Origin of the sequence: Sphingomonas sp. Leaf343 (genome assembly GCF_001423765.1) — a bacterium.
In the GTDB taxonomy this organism is placed as follows: domain Bacteria; phylum Pseudomonadota; class Alphaproteobacteria; order Sphingomonadales; family Sphingomonadaceae; genus Sphingomonas.
In genome coordinates this window covers 46,515-66,485 of sequence record NZ_LMPG01000002.1, presented here as the reverse complement: position 1 = coordinate 66,485, position 19,971 = coordinate 46,515, and the positions used below count along the sequence as shown (strand labels likewise).

Below are 19,971 nucleotides of genomic sequence, written 5' to 3'. Positions count from 1 at the left end.
CGCTCGACCTGCGCCGCGTCAAGTCGCTGCTGACCGAGCCGGTGATCGTCGACCTGCGCAACGTCTATCCGCGCGACATGATCGAGGACGCCGGCTTCACCTATCACGCCGTCGGCCGCTGATCGGACGAGGGAGCGGGCGGCGGTCCTCAGGTGACCGCCGCCCGCTCCCGGTATCGCGGATCGTCCCAGAGACGCTCGCGCATCACCTGCGCAAGGATGTCGACCGCTCGCCATATGTCCTCGTGGCTGGTGTAGAGCGGCGTGAAGCCGAGCCGCAGCGCATCGGGCGCGCGGAAATCGCCGATCACGCCGCGCGCGATCAGCGCCTGACAGATCGCATGGGCCTCCGGATGCGCGTAGGAGACGTGGCTGCCGCGCGCGGTCGCGTCGCGCGGGCTGATGAGGGTGAAGCCATCTGCTCCGCAGCGGGCCTCCATCAGATCGACGAACAGCGACGACAGCGATCGCGACTTGGCGACGAGTGCCTCGAACGACACCTCCTCGAACAGCTTCACGCCCTCTTCCAGCGCCGCCAGCCCGATGATTGGGGGCGTCCCGCACAGGAAGCGGCCGATGTCGCCTGCGGGTGCATAGCCGTCCTCGAACGCGAACGGCGTGGCGTGGCCCATCCAGCCCGACAGCGGCGAGCGCAGGCGCGCCTGATGCCGCTCCGCGACGTACAGGAACGCCGGCGCGCCCGGGCCACCGTTCAGATATTTATAGCCGCATCCAACCGCGAGATCGGCGTTGCAGCCGTCGAGGTCGACCGGCACCGCGCCGACGCTATGGCTGAGGTCCCAGAGGACCAGCGCGCCCTTCGCGTGAGCCGCCGCGGTGATCGCCGCCATGTCGAGCATCGCGCCGGTCTTGTAGTGGACATGGGTCAGCATCACGACCGCGACGCCGTCGTCGATCGCGGCGATCAGGCCGTCGACGGGCAGGGTCCGCACCTTTGCCCCGACGCTCCACGCGGCCCCGTCGGCGACGTAGAGATCGGTCGGGAAATTGCCCGGTTCCGACAGGATCGTGTCGCGGTCCGGCGATGCCTTCAACGCCGCTATCAGGAGCTTGTAGAGATTGACCGATGTCGAGTCGGCGACGAGCACCTCGCTCGCCATCGCCCCGATCAGCGGCGCGATGCGCGCGCCGACCCGGCGTGCCGCACCGATCCAGTCGGCGCTGTTCCAGCTGCCGATCAGGTCGCGTCCCCATTCGTTCGTGACGACGTCGGCGATCCGCTCCGCAGTGGTGCGCGGCAACGCCCCCAGCGAATTGCCGTCGAGATAGACGATCCCCTCGGGCAGCGAAAAGCGATCTCGCATCGTCGCCAGCGGGTCTGCTGAATCGAGCGCCCGAACGGCGGCAAGGTCGGGAAGAGTTTGAAAGCGCATCAGTAACTCCGGCCCGGTCACGAAGTGATCCCGAGCGCGCCCGTGGATACGCCATTCCGGTCAGCCCGCCATGGCACAAAATGTGATGCCGGGATTCTTTACTCGGCCCCGCGCGCGCCTCTAGGATCGCTGCGAGCCCCGTCCTATCGGGTCGTCATACGGGGGGAGGGGAGGAGCATGAACACCGATCCGCCGCAGCATCCGCGCGGATATCCCCTGTATTTCGGGGTGGGCGGAGCATTGCTGCTCGGTGCGGGTTTCTGGGTCGCGGTCATCGGACTGATCCTGTTCCTGATGAAATAGGACATTCATGTCAGCGATGTGGATGAACCGGAGACGCGTCAGGCGGCGACTGGTGACCCCTACGAGAATCGAACTCGTGTTTTCGCCGTGAGAGGGCGACGTCCTAACCGCTAGACGAAGGGGCCGTCCGGTGGAGCGGCGCGTTTATGGAAGGGGGCGGCGGACGTCAAGCGGGATCGCCTGCATCCGCCGCTTTTCCTGTATCAGGCGGCGACCTTGCGGCGCTCCGCCATCTCCGCGTTGAGCATTTCGGCGAGCAGGAATGCGAGTTCCAGGCTCTGGCCCGCGTTCAGGCGCGGGTCGCAATGCGTGTGATAGCGATCGGCCAGCGACTGTTCGGTCACGTCGACCGCGCCGCCGGTGCATTCGGTGACGTTCTGGCCCGTCATTTCGGCATGGATGCCGCCGGCATGCGTCCCCTCGGCGCGGTGAACGGCGAAGAAGCCGCGGACTTCGGCGAGGATGCGATCGAACGGGCGCGTCTTGTACCCGGTCACCGCCTTTACCGTATTGCCGTGCATCGGGTCGCAACTCCAGACGACCGGATGCCCCTCTCGCGTGACGGCACGCACGAGGCGGGGCAGCGCCCCCTCGATCTTGTCGTAGCCGAAGCGGGTGATGAGCGTCATCCGCCCCGGAACGCGGCCGGGGTTGAGGGTGTCGAGCATCCGCAACAGGTCGTCCGGCTCCAGACTGGGGCCGCATTTGATGCCGATCGGGTTGCCGATGCCGCGCAGGAACTCGACATGCGCCGAACCCTCGAACCGGGTGCGGTCGCCGATCCAGAGAAAATGCGCCGAGGTGTCGTACCAGTCGCCGGTCAACGAATCCTGCCGCGTCATCGCCTGTTCGAACGGCAGCAGCAGCGCCTCGTGGCTGGTGTAGAAATGCGTTTGCGCCAGTTGCGGCACCGTCTCCGGATCGATCCCGCAGGCGGCCATGAACTCCAGCGCTTCGCCGATGCGGTCGGCGGTCTCGGTGTATTTCTTCGCCCACGGGCTGCGGCCCATAAAGTCGTGCGTCCAGCGATGCACCTGATGCAGGTTCGCGTAACCGCCCTGTGCGAAGGCGCGCAGGAGGTTCAGCGTCGCCGCCCCTTGCGCATAGGCGCGGATCAGGCGCTGCGGATCGGGGATGCGAGCTTCGGGCGTAAAGGCGATGTCGTTGACGTTGTCGCCGCGATAGCTGGGCAGTTCGACGCCGTCGATCGTCTCGGTCGGGGTGGAGCGGGGTTTGGCGAACTGGCCCGCCATCCGGCCGACCTTCACCACCGGCAGTTTCGACGCCCAGGTCAGGACGACCGCCATCTGCAGGATCACGCGGAACGTGTCCCGGATGTTGTTCGCGCTATGCTCCGCAAAGCTCTCGGCGCAGTCGCCGCCCTGGAGCAGGAAACCACGACCCGCGGCGACCTCAACCAGCTCTGCGGTCAGGCTGCGCGCTTCTCCGGCGAAGACGAGGGGCGGATAGGTCGCCAAAGTGTCCGTCGCGGACTTCAGCGCGGCGGCGTCCGGATAGTCGGGCATCTGGCGCGCGTCGGCGGCGGTCCAGCTTTCGGGGGCCCAGTTGGCGGCCATAACGAGTCCTTGCACGATGACGATATCGGCGGCTCATGCGCCATCGCCGTCACCGGCGCAAATCGTTTGGAACCTTTTCGCCTGCGCGGGAAAGCCAAGCTTTCCCGCGCCCGCCCGATCAGCGTTCAGCGGCGGATGACCCGTCCGGACACGATACCGGACATCTCCAGCCGCGCGCCGGGCTCCAGGATGATATCGCCGCGAACCATGCCGCCGAGCCGTAGCAGGGTGCCTGATCGTACCGTGACGTCACCGGCGATCATTCCGGCCATGTCCGTGTCGCGTTCGACGACGAACGGTTGCGCGATCATCCCGGAAATCCTGTCCATGATCGCGCAACGCGCGGCACCGATCCTGTATCCCGACGTCGATATCCCGCATCAGGATCGGCCACCGGGCGCATCGGCTTGCGCGTTAAAAGACATCCGGAGTGTCAGGAAGTGGCCCGGCGGCGAGCAGAAACGTCGTCGCCTCCATGTCGTGGAACCACGACCACGGTATCGGGGGGGGCAGGATCGGGAGGACGACCTCATCATCAACTCAGAGCCGCCAGTCGGCGGGCGTCCAACCGCGACCATGACGGGCTTTTGATGGCCCCACTTGCCTATGAGCAGCGCGACGGCTTGCTGTAGATCAGGCTCGTATCAAACGGGTCGCACGAATCCGGCGCCGGAATACAGCCGCAACGATCGGCTAGAGTTCGCCAAAAATTCACTGAATACAACGTGCTGCCAGATCGTTTCGCCAGCGTGGCGATACGCCGACGCCGGATCGGCGGGTTGACGGGAGGGCCCGACATCGCCAACGTCATTCGCCAATCGTAGCAAAGAGTAAGGGTTAACGGTGAACCAGTCTGAACGCAGGATGCTGGACGCTCTGAAGCGTGGGCGGGACCAGTACGGCGTCGTCGCGGTCAAGGCGGAGTTCGAGGCGGAGGGAACGCGCCCGGACGAGTTCCTCCGGCTGCTCGAACTCGCCCGTCGCGCCGGCGTGGATGTCGCGCTGAAGATCGGCGGGTGCGAGGCGGTGTCCGACCTGCTGGCCTCGCGTGTCTATGGTGTCGACTACATCATCGCGCCGATGGTGGAGACGCCGTATGCGCTGAGCAAGTTCATCGAAGCGAAGACCAAGACGCATGGGGTCGATGATGAGTCGACCACTTTCCTGTTCAATCTGGAAACCGAGACGACGCTCCGCAATCTGGAGCAGATGCTGCCGGTCGCGAAAGCCGGCGGCACGGGCATCGTTTTTGGTCGCGTCGATTTCACGTTGTCGCGCGGCATGGCGCGGACCGCGGTCAACGAGCGGTCGATAACCGATGCCGTTCTGACGGTCGCGCGCGCCTGTCGCGAGCATGATCTGGAGCTGGTCGTCGGCGGCTCGGTGTCGAATGATGCCGTCGGGGCGCTGCGGGAAATCCAGCAGGTCCGGCTCGATCGCTTCGAAACCCGCAAGGTCATCTTCGAGGGTGCGGCGGCGGCGCGCGCCAACATCGAGGCGGGCATCGCCAACGCGGTGGAGTTCGAACTCGAATGGCTACGCAACAAGCGTGATTATTACCAGCAGATCGCATCCGAGGATCAGGCCCGGATCGAAATGATGGAAAAGCGGGTCCGCGTCGATCCACCGGCTCTGAAGGCTATGGCCAAAGTGGCCTGAACGACGACGTGGCCCGACGGCGGGCCGATCGGGTGCGGTCGCCGTGGGGGCACGGCCGCTGTCCGACCCGGAAGGATATATTCAGCATTGCACGACCTCCACAAGCCGGTGACGGCGCTCCTCGCGGGCGTCGGCGAACTCGTCGTGATGCCGCGATTCCGCAATCTGCGTGCGGACGAGATCGTCGAGAAGTCGCGCGGCGAACTCGTCACCGTCGCCGATCATGAGTCGGAGCTTCGGCTGCACGATGGCCTGGCGACGATCGATCCGGCTGCGCGGATCATCGGCGAGGAAGCGTGTGCCGCCGATCCGTCGCTGATGAACGATCTCGGCCGCGGACGGATCTGGATCATCGATCCGATCGATGGCACGTCCAATTTCGCCGAGGGCCGCCAGCCGTTCGGAATGATTATCGCCCTGATCGAGGACGGCCGGACTATCGCGGGCTGGCTTTACGACCCGGTGGCGCAGCGCATCTGCCACGCCGTCGCGGGCGGTGGCGCGTTCATCGGCGACGAACCGGCGGTGACGCGTACCGTCGAGCGGCAGCGTCCCGTGGCGACGCTGGCGACGCAATTCATGGCGGCGACCGCGCGGGAACGGACGCATGCGCGGGCGGAGCAGGCGTTCGATCTGGTCCCGATCCCGCGCTGTGCCGCCGAACATTACCCCCGTCTCGCCACGGGCGAATATGACGTGGCGTTGTTCCAGCGAATCCTGCCCTGGGATCACGCCGCCGGTGCGCTGTTCCTGACGGAGGCGGGTGGCCGCGTCAGCCGGTGGGACGGCAGCGATTACCGCATCGACGATCATGGAACCGGGCTGGTCGCCGCCGCATCCGATGCGTCGTGGCGGCTGGCGATGGATGTGCTGAAGCCGGGGGAGCCAGGCTTCCTCGCGGGCGAATGATGGCCGGTTGTCAGTGCCATGGCCGGGTTGCTAAGGCGCTCTGGCGGGCCGGGCCGCCCGATGCCTGTGCCCGTCGCGGCCGATCAACGGGACGATGAATATGGAAAAGACGGTGCCGGTTCTCGTGACCGGCGGACGCGGGATGCTCGGACGCGCGCTGGCGCTGGAGGCGAGCCGCTTTCCCGCGTTGACGGTCCATACGCCGGGGCGCGAGGAACTGGACGTGCGCGATCCCGCGGCGCTCGATGCCTGGGCCGATCGCGTCGCCGGAGGGTGGATCATCCACTGTGCCGCGCGCGTCGACGTGGAGGGGTGCGCCCGCGAGCCCGATGCTGCGCGCGAGACGATCGTTACCGGCACGCGCAATGCCGTCGCGCTGGCGAGGAAGGCGAGCGCGCGTTTCGTGTTTCCACAGTCCTTCCTGACCTATGACGGCGCGACCAACCCGATCCCGGAGGACGAGGAGCCGCGTCCGCTGTCGTTCTACGGTGAATTGAAGCTGGCCGCCGAGCATGAGGTCACCGCCGCGATCCCGGATGCGACGATCGTCCGCATGGCCGGATTCTTCGGCGGCGAGGAGGCGGACAAGAATTTCGTCGGCCGGATTATCCCGGTCATGCGCGCGGCGATCGACCGTGGCGACGCGCGGTTCGAGGTGGGCGACCGCGTGTGGCAGCCGACCTGGACCAACGACCTGGCGTTCAACACGCTGGCGCTGGTCGCGGCGGGCGCATCGGGCAGTTATCAGATGGCGTGCCGGGGCGAAGCGACCTTCGCGCAGATCGCCGAAGAGATCGTGATCGCGCTCGGCTGGTCGGACCGGCTGAAGGTCGTCACCGTCGCCGCCACCGCCGTGTCGGGCAACGAACTCGGCCGCCGCCCCGATCGCGCGGTGCTGAGTTGCGCACGCCTCGACGCGGAACACCGTAACCTGCAACGCGACTGGCGCGCGACGCTGCACGCCTATCTCTCGCATCCCTTTTTCGACCGTTACCGGCTGGAGGCCGCCCGATGACCCGTCTTCTCACCCCGCTGGAGCGGACCGACTTCATCCCGCTCCGCAACCGCACCGTCATGTCGGCGATGAGCCGCAGCTTTGCGGGCGAAGGGCGTCACGCCACCGACGCGATGCGCGATTACTACAAGCGTCGTGCCGACGGCGGCGTCGGCCTGATCCTGACCGAAGGCACGATCATCCACCAGAGCGGCGACGGGTGGAAGGATGCGCCGTATATCGCGACCGACGCGCACGCCGAAAGCTGGCGCAAGGTGGTCGATGCGGTGCACGAGAGCGGCGCCAAGATCGCCTGCCAGCTCTGGCATATGGGGCGCATCAGCCACGCCGACTTCACCGGCGACGCCCCGGTCAGCAGCACCGGCCGGGCGGCCGAGGGCGTCAATCGCCAGAACGACAAGCCGTATGGCGAACCCCGCGCGCTGGACGCGGACGAGATGCCGACGATCTACGGCTATTTCGCCGATGCCGCGCGCCGCGCGATCGACGTCGGCTTCGACGCGGTCGAACTTCACACCGGCCACGGCTATCTCGCCGACCAGTTCCTCGACGCACGCGTCAACGATCGCACCGACCGCTACGGCGGATCGGTCGAGAACCGCTGTCGCTTCATGCTGGAGCTGGTCGAGGCGGTTCTTGCCGTCGTCCCCGCCGAAAAGGTGATCGCCCGGATCAGCCCGTCGCGCACGATGGGCGGGTTATACGAATGGCCCGATATCGACGCGATGCTCGCATATCTGCTGCCGGAACTTCGTAAGCTCGGGCTCGCCGCGCTCGACGTCAGCGGCGCGGGGTCGGTCTATGCCGACACGTCGGGCACCGCGATCCGCAGGATCAGGCCGTTGTGGGACGGCGTGCTGATCGGTGGCGCGTCGCTGTCGATCGAGGAGGCGGAGGCGGAGGTCGAATCCGGCCTGCTCGACGCCGTCACCTGGGGCCGTGCGTTCATCGCGAACCCGGACCTCGTCGCGAAGATCGCCGAGCGCGAGGCGTTCCTACCGTTCGACAACGCCATGCGCGACACGCTCGTCTGATCCTCTTCGCCGGTGCGACCGCTTCGCACCGGCGTTCCCTTCGCCTATTCCAGCGGCCTGTCCGCGCACCGGAGCCTTTATGACCCTTCCCGCCGATTGCGATCCCCAGGCCCTGATGGCCATGGCGCAGGATTGCGACGAGCCGCAGCTTCGCGGCCTGATCCTCGATCTCGTCGGGCAATACGCCCGCTCGTTCCATGCACCCAAACCGTTCGTCGCAGGCCAGAGCCCGGTGCCGGTGTCGGGTAAGGTGTACGGCGAGGCGGACATGCGCTCGCTGGTCGACAGCTCGCTCGATTTCTGGCTGACCACCGGCCGCTTCAACGACGAGTTCGAGCGGAAGCTGGCGGCCCGGCTGGGCGTGCGGCATGCGCTGACGACCAATTCGGGATCGTCCGCCAACCTGCTGGCGCTGTCGACGCTGACCTCGCACTATCTGCGCGGCGAGGCGCTGAAGCCGGGTGACGAGGTCATTACGGTCGCCACCGGTTTCCCGACCACGGTCAATCCGTCGCTGCAGTACGGGCTGGTGCCGGTGTTCGTCGACGTCGACATCCCAACCTATAACGTCAAGCCCGAGATGATCGAGGCGGCGGTGTCGGACAAGACGCGCGCGATCATGATCGCGCACACTCTAGGCAACCCGTTCGACATCGCCGAGGTGATGCGCGTGGCGGAGAAGTACGGCCTGTTCGTGGTGGAGGACACCTGCGACGCGCTGGGCGCGACCTATAACGGCCAGCATGTCGGCACGTTCGGCGACATCGGCACGCTTAGCTTCTATCCCGCGCACCACATCACGATGGGTGAGGGCGGGGCGGTGTTCACCGACAAGCCTCGGCTGAAGCGCGTCATCGAATCGATGCGGGACTGGGGTCGCGATTGCTGGTGCCAGCCGGGTCAGGACAATACCTGCGGCAAGCGGTTCGCGCGCAAGCTCGGCAGCCTGCCAATGGGCTACGATCACAAATACACCTACAGCCACGCCGGCTATAACCTGAAGATCACCGACATGCAGGCGGCGGTCGGCGTCGCGCAACTCGACCGCGTCGACGAGTTCGTCGCGGCGCGCCGGCGCAACTTCGCGTTGCTGACGGAGGCGCTGAAGCCGCTGGAGGACGTGCTGATCCTGCCGGAGGGAACGCCCAACAGCGATCCGTCGTGGTTTGGTTATCCGATCACGATCCGCCCCGAGTCTGGCCTGCTCCGCGACGAACTGACGCAGTGGCTGGATGCGAACCGCATCGGCACGCGCCTGCTGTTCGGCGGCAACCTGCTGCGCCAGCCCTATATGCGGCACCGCGAATATCGTGTCGTCGGCGAGCTGACCAACGCCGACATCGTCACCAACCACACCTTCTGGATCGGCCTCTATCCGGGGCTGACCGAGGCGCATATCGCGTTCCAGGTCGACATGATCCGCCAGTTCGTCGCCGGCGCACGGGTGTCGAGCGCGGCATGAGCACGGATGCAGGGACGGGTAGCGCGGCGAAGATCCGCGTCGCCGACTATATCGCCGGGGCACTGGTCGATTTCGGCATCACCGACGCGTTCGTCCTGACCGGCGGCGGGTCGATGCACCTGAACGACGCCTTCGGCCTCGCGCCCGGCCTGCGCTGTCTGTTCCTGCATCACGAACAGGCATCGGCCATCGCCGCGGAGAGCTATGGCCGGCTGCTCGGCCGCCCGGCTTTGGTCAACGTCACGACGGGACCCGGCGGCGTCAACGCGCTCAACGGCGTCTATGGTGCCTATGTCGATTCGATCCCGATGGTGGTCGTGTCGGGACAGGTGAAGCGCGAGACCTATGCCCCCTTCATCGACCCGCGCCTGCGCCAATTGGGCGATCAGGAGGTCGACATCGTCCGGATGGTGGCCGGCATCACCAAATATGCGGTGGTGCTGGATCAGCCGACGGACGTCCGCAAGGTGGTGGAGAAGGCGCTGCATCTGGCCGTCCGGGGCCGTCCCGGCCCGGTCTGGATCGATGTTCCCGGAGACGTGCAGGGCGCGCTGGTCGATCCTGCCGAACTGGAGGGTTATGACCCTGCCGCCGACGATCACCGCGGCGAATCGGCGAACACCGCCGCCGAAGTCGGGTTGCTCACCGGCGACGCGCTCGATGCCGAGGTCGCGGCCTTGCTCGACGAACTCTACGCCGCCGAACGCCCGGTCGTGCTGGCCGGCGCGGGCGTGCGCCTGTCGGGGCAGCACGCCCGGTTCCTGGAATTCGTGGAGCGGATCGGCGTGCCGGTCGTCACCGGCTGGAACGCCCACGATACCGTGCCCGACGATCACCCGCTCTATGTCGGGCGGCCCGGCTCGCTCGGCAATCGCGGGGGTAATTTCGCCGTGCAGACGGCGGATTACGTCCTGATTCTCGGATCGCGCCTCAACATCCGCCAGATCAGCTTCAACTGGCAGAGTTTCGCGCGCGACGCGAAGGTGGCGATGGTCGAGGTCGATGCGGCCGAACTCGCCAAGCCTACGCTGTCGATCGATCGCCCGATCCACGCCGACCTGCGCGCCTTCTTCGCGTCCGCCGCCGCCGCTGCGGTGCCGGCCAGCGACAATCGCGAAGCCCGCGCCGCCTTCCTGGCGCACAGCAAGGCGAGAACGGAGCGTTACCCGGTCGTCGTCGACGAATACCGGGCGCAGGAATCACCGATTAATCCCTATGTCTTCGGCGACGCGCTGTTCGCGGAGCTGGAGGAGGGCGATATCGTCGTCACCGGCGACGGTACCGCCTGCGTCACAATCTTCCAGGCGGCGGTGCTGAAGAAGGGGCAGCGCCTCTACACCAACTCCGGCTGCGCCTCGATGGGGTATGATTTGCCGGCGGCGATCGGCGCGTTCTACGCGTCGGGGGCGAAGCGCATCGTCTGTCTGGCCGGCGACGGCAGCATCATGATGAACCTTCAGGAACTTCAGACGATCGTCGGCGCACAGATGCCGATCAAGATCTTCCTCCTGAACAATGACGGCTACCACTCCATCCGTCAGGCGCAGCAGAATTATTTCCCGACCAACATCGTCGGCTGCGGACCCGATAGCGGCGTCACCTTCCCCAATTTCCAGCGGCTGGCCGGCGGTTTCGGCATTCCCGCGTCGGGCGTCGACAACCACACCGACCTGCCCTCCGCGATCCGCGCCGCGCTGGCGGGGGAGGGGCCGCACCTGTGCGAGGTGATGATCGACAAGCGTCAGGGTTTCGCACCACGCCTGTCGTCGCGCCGGCTGGACGACGGCACGATGGTCACGTCGCCGCTGGAGGACATGGCTCCGTTTCTGCCACGCGACGAGCTCGCGGAGATGATGGCGACATGACCGACTGGCGGGCGGGCGTTCGTGCCCGTCAGCGGCTGACGCCGGCCGCTGCCGATGCGCTCGCCGCCAGCGGCCGGCGCGTCGTCGTGACGGGCGCGGGCGGCTGGCTAGGACTGGCGACTCTGGAGTTGCTCCGGTTCGCGCTCGGTGACGCGTTTGCCGGGCGCGTGCATGCGTTCGGGGCATCCGCACGTACGCTGGCGCTGCGCGATGGCACAACGATCGATCAACGCCCGCTCGCCGCGATCGCCGGGCTGCGGCCGGAGCCGACGCTGGTCCTGCACCTCGCCTTCCTGACCAAGGACCGGGTCGCGGGGATGGCGGCGGAAGACTATGCGGCGGCGAACGCGGCGCTCAGCCGCACGGTGCTCGACGCGCTCGACCGGATCGGCGCGACGGGCGTGTTCGTCGCCTCGTCGGGTGCGGCGCGCTTCGCCGACGATAGCGATGCCGCGCCCGACATGCGCCTGTACGGACAGTTGAAGCGGCGCGACGAACTGGACTTCGCGGCCTGGGCCGAGACGAGCGGCAACATCGCCGTCGTCACCCGCATATTCAACGTCGCCGGCCCCTATATGAACAAGCATCAGGCCTATGCGATGGCGGCGTTCATCCTCGATTCGCTCGCCGGGCGCGCGATCACCGTCCGTGCGCCGCACAGGGTGATGCGAGGCTATGTCGCGATCCGCGAACTGATGTCGCTCGTGATCCTGCTCCTGCTCGGCGATGCACCTGTGACGCACAGCTTCGATACGGGCGGCGATCCGCTGGAACTCGCAGACGTTGCCGGCGCGGTCGCGGCCGTGCTGGGCGGCGGCGTGGAACGCGCGCCGGTCACGTCGGATCGGATCGATCGCTACATCGGCGATCGCACCGTCTACGACGCCCTGTTGGCGCACCACGGGATCGGTGCCGTGCCGCTGGCGGAGCAGATCGCCGACACGGCGGAAGGGATGGCGGCGGAGTCTGGCCCACCTGGGTCTGTTCCGTCCGGGTCTGGCCCGTCTGAGTCTGGCGTTGCGGCAGGGTGAGCCTTCATTTACCACGATGCTGCGGATCGGGCGCGGGCGATGGCCGCATCGGGAGGCCGGCCGGTCGGCCGTCCACCGGATCGAATTGATAGGAATGTCATGAGCGTGAGTGTTGGGGATCGTCGCGGGCGCATCGCGCGGCGGACGGCGGGGATGGCGGCGGGCCTGCTGGCCGGCGTCGCGGTCGGGGGACTGGCCCTCGGACCGGTGGAGGCGCAGATCCTTCAGCAGCAGAATCAGCAGAATGTGCCCAACGGGTCACCCGTGGGGCAGCGCCAGAACGGCAATTCCTCCGACAATGGCGACGGCGACGAACGCTCGCGCGCGTCGGCCAACGACGCCGTGCCGTCGAGCCGGATCGAACCGGTCCAGATCGGTGGCTCCGACGTTCCCTCGACCCGCGCCGACGACCCGAGCGCTGGCACCCGGCTGCGTGCCCCGGCCCAGCCCAACGAGTTCGAGCGCTTCGTCGCGACCTCGCTGGGAGAGCCGCTGCCGCGGTTCGGGCTGGACCTGCTGCTGCCGGGCGACCGCGACTATGCGCGGCCGGCGACCTCGACCGTGCCACCCGGCTATGTCCTGAACGTCGGTGACGTCGTCGCGATCTCGATGGCGGGATCGATCGAGGGCAGCGTGGAGCGGGAGATCGACACCCGCGGGCGCATCTTCCTGCCGCGCGTCGGCGCGGTGAACCTTTCCGGCGTCCGTTTCGGCGACCTGAAGGACGTACTGACCCGTGCGATCGATACGCGCTTCCGTGGCTTCACCGTCGACGTATCGGTGCGCCAGTTGCGCGGCATTCGCGTCTACGTCACCGGCTTCGCGAACAATCCCGGCTCGTTCTCCGTCAACAGCCTGTCGACGATGGTCAATGCGGTGCTGGCTGCGGGCGGTCCCAATGCCGGCGGCAGCTTCCGCTCGGTGAAGCTCTATCGCAACAACCAGCTCGTCAGTGATTTCGACCTGTATCAACTCGTCCGCGGCGGCGACCGGACCAACGACGTCGTCCTCCAGAACGAGGACGTCCTCTACATCCCGCCGCTCGGCGCACAGGTCGCGGTCGCGGGCAGCGTCAACGCCCCCGCAATCTACGAGGCGAAGCCCGGCGAGACGCTGGAACAGCTCGTCCGCTATGCCGGCGGGCCCAGCGATCTGGCCGACAAGAGCCGGTTGATGCTGTACCGCCTGTCGGACGCGAATGCCGTCGGCGTGCAGCAGGTCCCGCAGCTCGCGGCCGCCAGCGCGCCCGCGCGCGGCGGCGATATCGTCCAGGTCCTGTCGGAGGGCACGTTGCAGCGCCCGACCGCCACCCAGTCCGTGCTGGTGCGGATCGAGGGCGAGGTGGGGACGCCCGGCAGCTACTACCTGCCAGCCAATACCCGCCTGACCGATGTCGTCGCCAGGGCCGGCGGTCTGACCGATCGCGCCTATGTCTACGGCACCCGCTTCGAACGCATCTCCGTCCGGCGGCAGCAGGCGGAGGCGTATCGCGATGCCATCCGCCAGCTTGAGATCTCGCTGTCGGCCGCGCCGTTGACCTCCGACCAGTCGATCGCCGCCGGGGAGCGCGCCGCGCAGCAGCAGGCCGCGCGCGAGGTGCTGGAACGGCTGCGCGCCGCCGAGCCGGACGGCCGCGTGGTGCTGGACCTGCCACCCGCCGCGACGACGCTGCCGGCCGATTTCGTGCTTGAGAATAACGACCGGATCGTCGTGCCCGCCCGCCCGACCACGGTCGGCGTGTTCGGCGCGGTGTATCGCCCCGCATCCTTCGCGATCGACGGTGCGAAGCCGATGAAGGTGTCCGCCTATCTGACCCGCGCCGGCGGGCCGTTGCGCGCCGCCGACAAGGGCGCGATCTTCGTCGTCCGCGCCAATGGCGAAGTGCTGTCGAAGAAGACCGGGGCGCTCAATGCCTATGTCCTGCCGGGTGACGTGATCTTCGTGCCGGTGAAGACGCAGTCGGGGTCGCTGTGGGCCAAGATCCGCGAGATCACGACGATCGTGTTCCAGCTGGGGCTGGGCGCGGCGACCATCGCGGCGATCAACAATTGACCCCGCCACCCAGCCTGATCGGCTCGCTCCGCCGTGCGCCGCTGGTGCGCAGCCCGTGGCTGCGTCGCGCGATCATCGTCGTCCTGCTGGCGATTTGCGCCGTGCTGACGCTCTTCCCCGAACGCTATCGCGCGGCGGTGACGCTGACGCCGACCGACCCCGCCAGTCTCGGCCTCGGCCAGACGCTCGGCCAGCTCGGCGCGCTCAACAGCGTGTTCGGCAATCAGGCCGCGGTCGAGGTCAGCATGCGCGTGGCGCGCAGCGTCTATGTCCGTCAGGCCGTCATCAAGCAGCTCGATCTGGTCAAGCGGCTCGGGCTTCGGGATGACATTCACGCCAGCCGCTGGCTGGAAAAGAACGTCGACATCCGGACGATGCGCGGCGGTATCGTCCAGATGGAGATCGAGACCCCGGACGCTGCTTTCGGCCGCCAGATCGTGACCGCCTATCAGAACGCCACGCAGGCGCGACTGGGCGAGATCGCGCGCCGCCAGACCGAATACAAGCGTGGCATCCTCGAACGGCTGGTCCGCGAAGCGGGAGAGCGGCGCGACCAGGCGGAGGCGGCCTATAACGATTTCCGTCTCCGTACCCGCTATTCCGATCCCCGGTTCGCGATCGGTGCGATCGGCGAGCGAATCCCGGTGCTGCAGGCCGCGATCAAGGCGAAGGAGGTCGAGCTCAATGCCGCTCGTCAGTTCGCCACCGACGAGAACATCTCGGTCCGCCAGATCATCGCGCAGCTCGATGCCCTGAAAAGCCAGCTCGCCCAGCTTCAGGCCCTGAACCCGACCGAGAACAACTCGATCGGCCGCGTCGTCCGTCAGTCGACGCAGGTCCGCAAGCTGGAGCGCGAGCTGAATATCGCGCAGCAACTCTACGATGGCTATACCCGGTATCTGGAAGGTACCGCGGTCGAGGATCTGACCTCGACGGCGACGGTTCGCGTGCTGGAGCCGGCCTATATCGACACCGCGCGTCAGCTGAACCTGATCCCCGCGGCGCTGGGCGTCCTCATCCTGCTCGTCGGCCTGGGCGTCGAGTTCTACGGCTGGCGGCCGCCCGTGGGCGAGGGGCGGCGGGATGACTGAACGGCCGGACGTCTCCGTCGTCATCCCCTGCTACAACGAAGAGGATAACGCCGCGCAGATCGCCGCCGCGGTGGTGGCCGAACTGGAACGCGCGCAGGCCAGTTTCGAGCTGATCTTCATCGACAATGCCTCGACCGATCGGACCGTGGAGATCGTGCGCGGGCTGTGCGCGGCCGACCCGCGCATCCGCCTGATCGTCAACACGCGCAACTTCGGCCAGATGCGGTCGCCGACTCACGGCATCTTCCAGGCGAGCGGACGCGCCGTCGTCGGCATGTGCGCCGATTTCCAGGACCCGCCCGAACTGCTCGGCCGCTTCGTGGAGCGGTGGCGCGCGGGCTTCGCGATCGTGCTGGGCGTGCGCGAGCAGGGGCGATCGACGTTGCTGTTCGGCTCGCTCCGCCGCATCTTCTACTGGTTCGCGGGCAAGGTCGGCGAATACCGGATCATCCCCGACGCCACCGGCTTCGGCCTGTACGACCGCAAGGTGGTGGATGCGATCGCGTCGCTGCGGGAGCCGGAGCCATTCTTCCGCGGCATGCTCGTCGAGACGGGCTATCCCGTCGATATCATCCGCTACCCGCGGCCCGGCCGCCTGCGCGGGATATCCAAGAACAACTTCCTGACGTTGCTCGATTTCGCTCTGTCGGGGCTGGCAAGTTCGTCCAAGAACCTGATCCGGCTGACCTTTCCCGTCGCCGCCCTGTGCGGGCTGCTGGCGGCGATCTCGCTGCTCGCCGCACCGGTCGCATGGCTGCTCGGTGGCGCGGGTGGCTGGTGGCTGGTCGCGGCCGTCGTTCAGTTGCAGTTCGCGCTGCTGTTCGGCTTTATCGGCCTGATCGGCGATCAGGCGCGGCTGGTGTCGGAGCGTACCCGCGGCACCCCGCTGGTGATCGAGCGCGAGCGGGTGAACTTTCCGGTGGAGCCGCACCCGTGATAAACCGGATAGTATGGGCGCGGCTGACGCAGATCTGGCGCTATTATCAGGCCGGCATCCTCAACGCGGCTTTCGGGTTCGGGCTGTTCGCGCTGTTCGTGCGACTGGGTCTGAACCTGTACGTCGCGCAGATCGTCGCGCATGTGATCGGCGTCGCGTTCAACTACGTCACCTATTCCCGCCACGTCTTTCGCGATGCCGGGCCGGCCAAGCTCCGCTTCGCGACCTCTTATGCGGTCAACTACGTCATCAGCCTGGCGACGCTGGCGGGGGCGGACCGGCTGGTCCATTCCGATTATCTGGCGGGCTTCATCTCGCTCGTCCTGACCTCGCTCCTCAATTACTTCGTGCTGAAACATCTGGTGTTCCGCGACACCGCGTCCTCATGAGGAAGCCGCGACTGACCCCGGTCAATCGCTGGCTGGAACCGCTGCTGGCAGCCGCGATCCTGATCGCGCTGGTTCGTGCATTCGTCTTTCTGAATATATACGGCCATCTTCCGCAACCATTCTTCTATGATCCGGGCGACGTCTGGATGGACTGGTTCAACACAGCCTATTGGGCACGTGACAAAGGTGCTTACGATGTTTGGGAGAGCGTCTACCCTCCATTGACCTTTGTTGTCATGCGGCTGTTTGGGGACTCGTCCTGCTATGTCCCGGCCAGCGGGGGTGATCCGTGGGTTCGCTATTGCGACTGGGTCGGCATCGCGACATTTCATGCGTTCTTCATTCTTAATGTCGTTCTGATATCGTTGACCTTCCTGAAGATCGACAGGAAAACCGCGACTGCAAGATCGATCGCCGTTGCGGCTGGGCTGCCAATGCTGTTTGCACTGGAGCGGGCCAATCCGTTCATCCTGACCTTCACCACGATAATATTGGCGTTCGGCCCTCTGCTTGCCTCCGCGCGGTGGCGCTGGGTGAATGTAGGGTTGGCGATCAACTTCAAGCTTTATCTGATATCGGCGCTGGCACCGCAGCTTCTGCGTCGCCGATGGCGATGGTTTGAGGGTGCGGTTCTGGCAACGATATTGATCTATATTGCGACGTTCGTGATACAGGGTAACGGGTCACCACTACAGTTGTACGAGAATCTAACTGTAGAAAAAGTCTACGTCATCAATAACTTTCTCGATATCTGGTTTGCCACGACGTACCAGCCATTCGTTGGCTTGCTTAACAGCGATAGCCTGCCGATTACTTCGATGATTGGATCGAAGAACGTCGAGATGCTACTGGTTGTTTTGCCGACGCTGACCCGTATCGTGCAATTGACGATCCTGCTATCCTGGATCGCAGCCTGGATTCGGCCAGAGGCTGTGCCGATGTTCAGATTGACCGGCCTTGGAGCATCGTTGGCTATTATCAGTACCGAAACGAGTGGGTATTCGCTTAGTATCGGTATTTTCTTTGCCTTGATGGAGCGCTGGCAGGGTTTTGGTCGAAAATGGGCGATTGTTGCTGCATTCATCATCTCCATACCCGCCGACATCTCGACGGGGCGGGTAGGATCGGACATCAGCTTCAGCTTTCTTGCAAACCGTTCTGTAATGATCGATTACGCGTTCATGATTGGGCCGTTGATCCGGCCATTATTGTTCATGTCGATCCCGTTCGCGCTCGCCTGCGTCACGATCCGGGAGGTCTGGGTGGATATCCGGGTGCAGGGATGGCGGTCCCGCTGGCGGTTCCGGCGCGACCTGCCGATCATGTCGGGGGAGGGGCAGGCGGTCAGGCCGGCGTAGGGCCGATACCCGACCGCGCCGCATAGTCCGCCAATTGCGCCAGCGTGACCGCGCGCGCATCCTCGCCCTCAGCCGTACGGCGATGCCATTCGACGATCCAGCCCAGCGCCTCGCCCAATGGCAGCGCCGGTCGCCAGCCCAGCATCGCCCGCGCCTTCGAACAGTCCAGCCGCAGCAGCCCTGCCTCGTGCGGCACCGCGCCCGAAAACGCGACCGGCGCGGCCGCGTCGCCGCCCCACGCCGCGCGCATCCGCTCGACGATCCACGACACCGGCCGGGCATCGTCGTCCGCCGGTCCGAAGTTCCAGGCGTCGGCGAAGCCCGGCTCGCCGGCCAGCAGCCGCTCGGCGATCAGCAGATAACCGCCCAGTGCCTCCAGCACATGCTGCCACGGACGTACCGCGTCGGGCGCGCGGATTTCCGGCGCGACGCCCGCTTCGAAGGCGCGGACGAGATCGGGGATCAGCCGGTCCGCGGCCCAGTCGCCGCCGCCGATGACGTTGCCCGCGCGGACCGACGCCAGCCCGATGCCGTCCCGCTCGAAAAAGGAGCGGCGATAGGCGGAGACGACCAGCTCGGCCGCGCCCTTGCTGCTGCTGTACGGATCGTAGCCGCCCATCGGGTCGCTTTCGCGATAGGGCCAGACCCATTCGCGATTCTCATAGCATTTGTCGGTCGTGATGCAGACGAACGCCTTGACGCTGCCCGCGCGACGCGCCGCTTCCAGCGTGTGCACGGTGCCCATGACGTTGGTCGCATAGGTTTCGACCGGTTCGTCGTAGGACAGCCGGACGAGCGGCTGCGCGGCGAGGTGGAACACCACCTCCGGCTGCGCCTCCGCCATCGCCGCCTGCAACGCCGGCAGGTCGCGGATGTCGCCTTCGACGTGGCGGACGATGTCGGCGATCCGCGCTGCCTCGAATAGGCTGGGCGTGGTCGGCGGCGGCAGCGCGAAGCCGGTGACGTCCGCGCCGAGCCGGTGCAGCCATAGCGCCAGCCAGCTTCCCTTGAATCCGGTATGACCCGTCACGAAGACGCGGCGGCCGCCCCAGTCCATCACCATTTCTTCCAGGGCGGGTTGCCGCTGCTCCACAGCTCTTCCAGATGCTGCTTGTCGCGCAGCGTATCCATCGGCTGCCAGAATCCATGATGCCGGTACGCGACCAGATCGCCGCTATGCGCCAGCGTGTTGAGCGGTTCCTGCTCCCACACCGTCTCCGGCCCGCGGATCAGGTCGAGCACGGACGGATCGGCGACGAAGAACCCGCCATTGATGAGGCCACCGTCTCCCGCCGGCTTCTCGCGGAAGCTGGTGACGACGTCACCGTCGAACTCCAGCGCACCGAAGCGTCCCGGAGGTGCTACGGCGGTGATCGTAGCGCGTCGCCCGTGCGCGCGGTGGAAGGCGATCAGCGCGGCGATGTCGATATCGGCGACGCCGTCGCCATAGGTGAAGCAGAACGGCTCACCCTCGGTCAGATACGGCCGGATCGCGCCGAGCCTCCCGCCAGTCATCGCGTTCGCGCCGGTTTCGACCATCGTGATCCGCCACGGTTCGCTGCGCGCCCGGTGCACTTCGATCGCATTCTTCGTCAGGTCGATCGTCACGTCGGCGGTATGCAGGAAGTAGTTCGCGAAGAACTCCTTGATGACATAGCCCTTGTAGCCGAGGCAGATGACGAAGTCGTTGACCCCGGCCGCGGCATAGATTTTCATGATGTGCCACAGGATCGGCATGCCGCCGATCTCGACCATCGGCTTGGGGCGGACCGACGTCTCTTCGCCGATCCTGCTGCCGAGCCCTCCGGCCAGGATTACCGCCTTCACATCGCCTCCATTTGTCGCATCCGCGGCGGTTTAGGCGCGGGCGGCACGGTGTCAATCGCGCGGACGCTT

The 19,971-nt window shown here is 66.4% G+C and carries 18 protein-coding genes and 1 tRNA gene; 14 read left to right on the top strand and 5 right to left on the bottom strand.

Features of this window, described 5'->3' with window-relative positions:
* Positions 1 to 148 precede the first annotated feature (148 nt).
* On the bottom strand, positions 149 to 1,393 hold the full coding sequence (gene kynU, locus ASG07_RS04730) for a kynureninase (RefSeq protein WP_055843122.1): 1,245 nt from the start codon (positions 1,391 to 1,393) through the stop codon (positions 149 to 151).
* Between the two features lie 177 nt (positions 1,394 to 1,570).
* Between kynU and ASG07_RS18005 the strand changes: the two genes are divergently transcribed.
* Positions 1,571 to 1,696 (top strand): hypothetical protein, encoded by a 126-nt coding sequence (locus ASG07_RS18005; protein WP_269082622.1) that lies wholly within the window; start codon positions 1,571 to 1,573, stop codon positions 1,694 to 1,696.
* 50 nt (positions 1,697 to 1,746) lie between these two features.
* Here the strand turns inward: ASG07_RS18005 and ASG07_RS04725 are convergent.
* Together ASG07_RS04725 and ASG07_RS04720 are read right to left on the bottom strand one after the other, a co-directional pair.
* Positions 1,747 to 1,821: transfer RNA gene (locus tag ASG07_RS04725), tRNA-Glu, on the bottom strand.
* 78 nt (positions 1,822 to 1,899) lie between these two features.
* The gene (locus ASG07_RS04720) at positions 1,900 to 3,273 is read right to left on the bottom strand and encodes a class II 3-deoxy-7-phosphoheptulonate synthase (RefSeq protein ID WP_055843120.1); all 1,374 of its coding nucleotides are present in this window, start codon (positions 3,271 to 3,273) and stop codon (positions 1,900 to 1,902) included.
* 9 nt (positions 3,274 to 3,282) lie between these two features.
* Between ASG07_RS04720 and ASG07_RS17445 the strand changes: the two genes are divergently transcribed.
* The 13 genes from ASG07_RS17445 (at position 3,283) to ASG07_RS04655 (ending at position 18,075) form a co-directional block, all read left to right on the top strand.
* Complete coding sequence (locus ASG07_RS17445) at positions 3,283 to 3,864, top strand: hypothetical protein (protein WP_168377306.1); 582 nt, start codon at positions 3,283 to 3,285, stop codon at positions 3,862 to 3,864.
* 252 nt (positions 3,865 to 4,116) lie between these two features.
* A complete protein-coding gene (locus ASG07_RS04710; protein ID WP_236694559.1) occupies positions 4,117 to 4,932 on the top strand; it encodes an aldolase/citrate lyase family protein in 816 nt (271 codons plus the stop codon).
* 87 nt (positions 4,933 to 5,019) lie between these two features.
* The gene (locus tag ASG07_RS04705; protein WP_055843114.1) at positions 5,020 to 5,841 is read left to right on the top strand and encodes an inositol monophosphatase family protein; all 822 of its coding nucleotides are present in this window, start codon (positions 5,020 to 5,022) and stop codon (positions 5,839 to 5,841) included.
* A 94-nt stretch (positions 5,842 to 5,935) separates the two neighbouring features.
* Positions 5,936 to 6,856: an SDR family oxidoreductase gene (locus tag ASG07_RS04700; RefSeq protein ID WP_055843112.1), complete on the top strand. Its 921-nt coding sequence runs from the start codon at positions 5,936 to 5,938 to the stop codon at positions 6,854 to 6,856.
* Entirely contained in the window at positions 6,853 to 7,890 is a 1,038-nt protein-coding gene (locus tag ASG07_RS04695; RefSeq protein WP_055843109.1) for an oxidoreductase, read from the top strand. Before ASG07_RS04700 ends, ASG07_RS04695 begins: the two co-directional genes overlap by 4 nt.
* Before the next feature lie 115 nt (positions 7,891 to 8,005).
* Positions 8,006 to 9,352: a lipopolysaccharide biosynthesis protein RfbH gene (gene rfbH / locus ASG07_RS04690; protein ID WP_082474530.1), complete on the top strand. Its 1,347-nt coding sequence runs from the start codon at positions 8,006 to 8,008 to the stop codon at positions 9,350 to 9,352.
* Positions 9,349 to 11,217 (top strand): thiamine pyrophosphate-binding protein, encoded by a 1,869-nt coding sequence (locus ASG07_RS04685; RefSeq protein WP_055843107.1) that lies wholly within the window; start codon positions 9,349 to 9,351, stop codon positions 11,215 to 11,217. The genes rfbH and ASG07_RS04685 overlap by 4 nt, the downstream gene beginning before the upstream one ends.
* On the top strand, positions 11,214 to 12,248 hold the full coding sequence (locus ASG07_RS04680; protein WP_055843105.1) for an NAD-dependent epimerase/dehydratase family protein: 1,035 nt from the start codon (positions 11,214 to 11,216) through the stop codon (positions 12,246 to 12,248). The genes ASG07_RS04685 and ASG07_RS04680 overlap by 4 nt, the downstream gene beginning before the upstream one ends.
* A 99-nt stretch (positions 12,249 to 12,347) precedes the next feature.
* On the top strand, positions 12,348 to 14,300 hold the full coding sequence (locus ASG07_RS04675) for an SLBB domain-containing protein (RefSeq protein WP_156361744.1): 1,953 nt from the start codon (positions 12,348 to 12,350) through the stop codon (positions 14,298 to 14,300).
* Positions 14,297 to 15,391, top strand: a complete 1,095-nt coding sequence (locus ASG07_RS04670; RefSeq protein ID WP_055843101.1) for a hypothetical protein — start codon at positions 14,297 to 14,299, stop codon at positions 15,389 to 15,391. The genes ASG07_RS04675 and ASG07_RS04670 overlap by 4 nt, the downstream gene beginning before the upstream one ends.
* Positions 15,384 to 16,328, top strand: a complete 945-nt coding sequence (locus tag ASG07_RS04665; protein WP_055843099.1) for a glycosyltransferase family 2 protein — start codon at positions 15,384 to 15,386, stop codon at positions 16,326 to 16,328. The genes ASG07_RS04670 and ASG07_RS04665 overlap by 8 nt, the downstream gene beginning before the upstream one ends.
* On the top strand, positions 16,325 to 16,717 hold the full coding sequence (locus tag ASG07_RS04660) for a GtrA family protein (protein ID WP_055843097.1): 393 nt from the start codon (positions 16,325 to 16,327) through the stop codon (positions 16,715 to 16,717). The genes ASG07_RS04665 and ASG07_RS04660 overlap by 4 nt, the downstream gene beginning before the upstream one ends.
* Positions 16,714 to 18,075, top strand: coding sequence for a glycosyltransferase family 87 protein (locus ASG07_RS04655; protein ID WP_055843095.1), 1,362 nt, complete (start codon positions 16,714 to 16,716; stop codon positions 18,073 to 18,075). The genes ASG07_RS04660 and ASG07_RS04655 overlap by 4 nt, the downstream gene beginning before the upstream one ends.
* Here ASG07_RS04655 and rfbG read toward each other — a convergent pair.
* Positions 18,062 to 19,132 (bottom strand): CDP-glucose 4,6-dehydratase, encoded by a 1,071-nt coding sequence (gene rfbG, locus ASG07_RS04650; protein WP_236694560.1) that lies wholly within the window; start codon positions 19,130 to 19,132, stop codon positions 18,062 to 18,064. The two genes, ASG07_RS04655 and rfbG, sit on opposite strands and share 14 nt — an antisense overlap.
* On the bottom strand, positions 19,132 to 19,902 hold the full coding sequence (gene rfbF, locus ASG07_RS04645) for a glucose-1-phosphate cytidylyltransferase (RefSeq protein WP_055843094.1): 771 nt from the start codon (positions 19,900 to 19,902) through the stop codon (positions 19,132 to 19,134). The genes rfbG and rfbF overlap by 1 nt, the downstream gene beginning before the upstream one ends.
* Between the last annotated feature and the right edge of the window lie 69 nt (positions 19,903 to 19,971).